Origin of the sequence: Methyloceanibacter marginalis (assembly GCF_001723295.1) — a bacterium.
Taxonomy (GTDB): domain Bacteria; phylum Pseudomonadota; class Alphaproteobacteria; order Rhizobiales; family Methyloligellaceae; genus Methyloceanibacter; species Methyloceanibacter marginalis.
Genome location: NZ_LPWD01000063.1, coordinates 1 through 4,393, shown reverse-complemented (window position 1 = coordinate 4,393; position 4,393 = coordinate 1). Strand labels below are relative to the sequence as shown.

6 protein-coding genes and 1 pseudogene are annotated in these 4,393 nt (G+C 65.0%); 1 reads left to right on the top strand and 6 read right to left on the bottom strand.

Annotated elements, in window-relative coordinates; all coding sequences use genetic code 11:
* The coding region (locus tag AUC71_RS03190; protein WP_141701406.1) for a magnesium chelatase domain-containing protein at nucleotides 1-618 on the bottom strand (618 nt) is incomplete at its 3' end.
* A 115-nt stretch (nucleotides 619-733) separates the two neighbouring features.
* Between AUC71_RS03190 and AUC71_RS03185 the strand changes: the two genes are divergently transcribed.
* Nucleotides 734-1,225 carry a 2TM domain-containing protein gene (locus tag AUC71_RS03185; protein ID WP_069623112.1) on the top strand — a complete coding sequence of 164 codons (492 nt, stop codon included), beginning with the start codon at nucleotides 734-736 and terminating at the stop codon, nucleotides 1,223-1,225.
* Nucleotides 1,226-1,236: 11 nt separating this feature from the next.
* Here the strand turns inward: AUC71_RS03185 and AUC71_RS03180 are convergent, their stop codons facing one another.
* From AUC71_RS03180 to AUC71_RS03160, 5 genes and pseudogenes are all read right to left on the bottom strand, one after another.
* On the bottom strand, nucleotides 1,237-1,764 hold the full coding sequence (locus tag AUC71_RS03180) for an ester cyclase (RefSeq protein WP_069623111.1): 528 nt from the start codon (nucleotides 1,762-1,764) through the stop codon (nucleotides 1,237-1,239).
* A gap of 14 nt (nucleotides 1,765-1,778) precedes the next feature.
* Nucleotides 1,779-2,729 carry a glutathione synthase gene (gene gshB / locus AUC71_RS03175; RefSeq protein WP_069623110.1) on the bottom strand — a complete coding sequence of 317 codons (951 nt, stop codon included), beginning with the start codon at nucleotides 2,727-2,729 and terminating at the stop codon, nucleotides 1,779-1,781.
* A gap of 120 nt (nucleotides 2,730-2,849) precedes the next feature.
* Nucleotides 2,850-3,371 carry a pyridoxamine 5'-phosphate oxidase family protein gene (locus tag AUC71_RS03170; protein WP_244500774.1) on the bottom strand — a complete coding sequence of 174 codons (522 nt, stop codon included), beginning with the start codon at nucleotides 3,369-3,371 and terminating at the stop codon, nucleotides 2,850-2,852.
* 176 nt (nucleotides 3,372-3,547) lie between these two features.
* Complete coding sequence (locus tag AUC71_RS03165) at nucleotides 3,548-3,943, bottom strand: YraN family protein (protein ID WP_244500773.1); 396 nt, start codon at nucleotides 3,941-3,943, stop codon at nucleotides 3,548-3,550.
* Nucleotide 3,944: 1 nt separating this feature from the next.
* Nucleotides 3,945-4,393: pseudogene (locus AUC71_RS03160) on the bottom strand (16S rRNA (cytidine(1402)-2'-O)-methyltransferase); the annotation flags it as partial.

Genomic DNA, 4,393 nt, shown 5'->3' with positions numbered 1-4,393 from the left:
CGCCACCTCGAGCGAGCGCTTGGCCGTCTCCTGGCCCTTGATGTCGCGCAGATCCGGCATGGCCTCATCGCCGGGGTCCGGGTTGGGCAGCGGGCGCCGCAAGGTCTGAAGCCCTTTGAAATGGTTGATGAGCTGAAGCAGATCGGCGGGCGCCAGGATCGGCATGTCGGCCGCGGCCCAGGCCGCCTCCGGACCGCACGGGGCCGGGCAGATCAAGCCTTTGTCGAGGGTGTTGGCGCCGATGGCCGCAGGCAGCGCGCCGGCAATGGTGGCGATGGAGCCGTCGAGCGCAAGCTCGCCGAGCACGCAATAGCTCTCGATGGCGTCGCGTGCGACCGCGCCGATCGCGGCCATCACCCCGAGCGCGATCGGGAGATCGTAATGGCTGCCTTCTTTCGGCAGATCGGCGGGCGCCAGATTGACGGTGATGCGTTTCGGCGGCAGGGCGAGGCCGATGGCGTTCAGCGCGCCCCGCACCCGCTCGCGGCTCTCGGCCACGGCCTTGTCGGGAAGGCCGACAATGGTGAAGGCGGGCATGCCCGGACTGATCTGGACTTGCACGTCCACGGCGCGGGCTTCGATGCCTTCGAAGGCGACCGTGGTAACCCGGGCGAACATACGAAACCCCCCGTTTTTAGTGCGATCATTCTAGCGAAACATAGGCGCCACGACAAGAACAATATAAGAACATTATCGCTCCGTGCCGAGGACCGACATGTGCTTTGATCGTCCCATGCCGAACGACCTCCGAACCCGCGTGCTCCTCATCCACCTCGCCGCCTACGCGCTGGTCGTGGCGATCTGCGCGGGGATAAATCTGTGGCTCAGCCCCGGCCGCCTCTGGTTCGTGTGGGTGGCGCTTGGCTGGGGCATCGGTATCGCCGCGCACGCGCTTGGCTATTGGCTCAGGCATGCCGATCGCCCAGAGCGCATCTTCGTCGACCGAAGAGCCCGCGGCTTCACCGTGCATCTCTTCGCCTATGCGGCGGTGATCGTGCTGCTGCTCGTCGTCAACCTCATGGTGACGCCGAACAGATGGTGGTTCGTGTGGGTGGCGCTCGGCTGGGGCGCCGGCATCGCCCTGCACGCCTGGCTTGCCTTCGGGCGAAGCCGCGAAGCGTCCAAGGACCGTGAGAGACCAAAGCGCAAGGCGCCCGCGAAAAAGACCGCACCGAAAAAGACCGCACCGAAGAAGACGGCGAGACCGCGCAAGAACGCCGGCTAGCGGTTGCGGCCTCAGTCTTTCGGGATGAGCGTATTCGACGGCAGGCTCGGATCGAGGAGCCGCGCCGCTTGCTCCGCGCCGGTCACCGGCAGTGTGTTCTTATCGAGCAAGCCGATCTGCACCAGCATGGATGCCTGGTCCCAATAGATGTGCTCATGCGTGACCTTGCCGTCCTTGCAGCCGACGACCACCACGAGCGGGATCGTCACCTTGCGGCCGGTGGGCGGAACGCCCGGCAGGAAGCACTCCATCGGGCAGTCGTGGGTGAAGCTGGCGATCACCTCGTCGACCACCTGGTCCTTGCTCTCGGTGCGGGACAGCAATTCGACGGTCCAATCGTTGGGCAAATGACCGACGAACCAGCTGTCGTAGAACTGCCGCACCGCCTCGTGGCCGAGGCCCCCCGTCATGGTCGGCACATTGGTGATATGCGGGCGGTCGCTCATCGTCGCCATGGTCGCGTCGACGTCGCGCAACACAAACTCCGCATGCGTATGGATGTCGAACAGCGCACCCGGGCTTTTGGGATCGTCTGACATCGCTGTCTCCCTCGTTATCGCCGTGCCGCCACCTTCTTCTCGACCACGTCCCAGATCATGGCGGCGATGTCCGGTCCGCCGAACTCTTTCACTTGGCGGATGCCCGTGGGCGAGGTCACGTTGATTTCGGTGAGATAGTCGCCGATCACGTCGATGCCGGTGAAGATCAGCCCGCGCTTGTTGAGCTCGGGCCCGAGCCGCGCGCAGATCTCCTTCTCGCGCGCGGTCAGCGTCGTCGCTTCCGCGGTGCCGCCCACATGCAGGTTGGAGCGCGTCTCGTCGGCGGCCGGCACGCGGTTGATGGCGCCCGCGACCTTGCCGTCGACCAGAATGATGCGCTTGTCGCCCGCGCGCACTTCGCGCAGATAGCGCTGCACCATGATCGGCTCGCGGAAGGTCATGCCGAGCAGCTCGATCAGCGAATTGAGATTGGTGTCACCCTCGGCGATGCGGAAGATCGCCGCGCCGCCATTGCCGTAAAGCGGCTTCACCACGATGTCCTTGTGCTCTTCGCGGAACTTGCGGATCTCGTCGAGCGAGCGCGTGACCAGCGTCGGCGGCATCAGATCGAGAAAATCGAGCACGAAGACTTTCTCCGGCGCGTTGCGCACGGCCGCCGGGTCGTTGACCACCAGCGTCTTCGGCTGCAGGCGCTCCAGGAGATGCGTCGTGGTGATGTACGCCATGTCGAACGGCGGGTCCTGGCGGAGCTGCACCACGTCGTAGTTGGCGAGATCCTCGCTGCGCGGATGCGCGAGCCGGTAGTGATCGCCGGGCTTGTCCTCCACCGTGAGGCTGTGGCCTTGTGCCATGAGCTTGCCGTCGCGCAGCGAAAGGTCCGCGGGCGTGTAGTAGAACACGTCATGGCCGCGGCCTTGCGCCTCCAGCAGGAGCGCGAAGGTGGAATCGCCCTTGATATCGATGCGCTCGATCGGGTCCATCTGAAAGGCGACTTTGAGAGCCATTATGGGTATGCCTTGCCGGGTCTGTACAACGAACTCAAGCCATTACCGCTGAGCGATCTTAAGCGCCAGTGGAATGGATTGCCGGGTCAAGCCCGGCAATGACGAAGTAATGCGCTGTCCTCAGGCTTTGCCATCGCCTCTGAAGACGTGCTCCATCCATTCGTCCTGCGTGATCTGGCCGGCCTCCTCGACCGCCGCGAGCTCGTTCGGCCGCAGCACGTCCTCCAGGCCCTCGATGCGCTTCCATTCGCACAGCGGCGTCTCGGCCTCCTCGCGCGGGACGTAGCGCGAGGTCTCGACCTTCTCGTAGCGGTGCACGTAGCGCGGACAGTTCATCCAGATATCGGAGACCGCCACGCGGACGACCAGCTCGGCTTCCTTGAACAGGTTCATGTCGGGCCCGTCCATCACGATCTCCGCCCGGCCTTGCAGCCGCAGACGGAACGGCCGGTCGAAGGCGATGAACAGAATGCCGATCTCCGGATGGGATTTCAGGTTGCCCATGGAGAGATACATGCCGTTGCCGTCATAGCTCGGAAACGCGATGGTCCCGGCATCCAGCACCTTCACGAAACCCGGGTTGCCGCCTTTGTAGGACACGGTCGGCCGGCCATTGTGATCGACCGTCGCCAGGAAGAACATGTCGCGGCTTTCGATGACGCCTTGGCGGTATCGTCGATCTCGGTCTGCGCCGCGATCTGCTCGATGCGGTCGGCCATGCGGCGGCTGTCGAAATGGTCCTGAAATTCGCGGTGCTGCGGGCCATACAGGCGGCTCATCGGAGGCTCCTCCCTCAAGGCTTTTATTCTGGGCGCACTCTAAGGCCAGGGGCGAAGGCGCGCATCACATTCCAGCTCAAACCGGAAATGCGTTCTCGATATGCCGCGGCCACGACCAGGGCGCGGCCAGCACCACGTCGAATGTGATGGTGTGGCTGGTGAAGTCCGGATGCTCGCGAGCCAGTATTGCGCCGCGCGCACGATGCGCCGCCGCTGCTTGGCGGGCAGTGTCCAGGCGGCATCGTCCTTCGACTTGCGCCGCTTGACCTCCACGAACACGAGCCGTTTGCCTTTCTGGGCCACGAGGTCGATCTCGCCGACGGGTGAGCGATAACGCTGCGCCACGATGCGATAGCCTTTGAGCCGAAAAAGCAGAGCGGCCAGTGTCTCGGCCAGCACGCCGCGCCGATAGGCTCTCACGCGGGCGACGCTCATTTCATTCGGGCTCGCGGGTGAGGGACAGGCCGAGCTCGTAGACCCGCGCGCGCTTCAGGCCATGCGCCTCGGTGACGCCGTGCACCGCGTCACGGAAGCTTTGGGTCTTTAGCGCCGCCTTGAGATCGGCCAGGATGCGCGCATCGTCGATCTCGGTCTCCTCGGCGCGCGGCGGCGCGATCACCACCACGACCTCGCCTTTCACGGTCTGCGCCGCGAGGTCTCCGGCCAGCGCATCGAGCGTGCCGCGCAGCACCGTCTCGTGCAGCTTGGTCAGCTCGCGCGCGATCACGGCCTCGCGCGGCCCCAAGATCTCGGCCATGTCGGCAAGCGCCTTGGCGAGGCGTGGCGCGGTCTCGAAGAGAATAAGTGTCGCCGGCACCTCTTTCAGACTTGCGAGCCGCGTCTGCCGCGCACCCCGATTTCGGCGGCAGGAAGCCCGCGAACAGG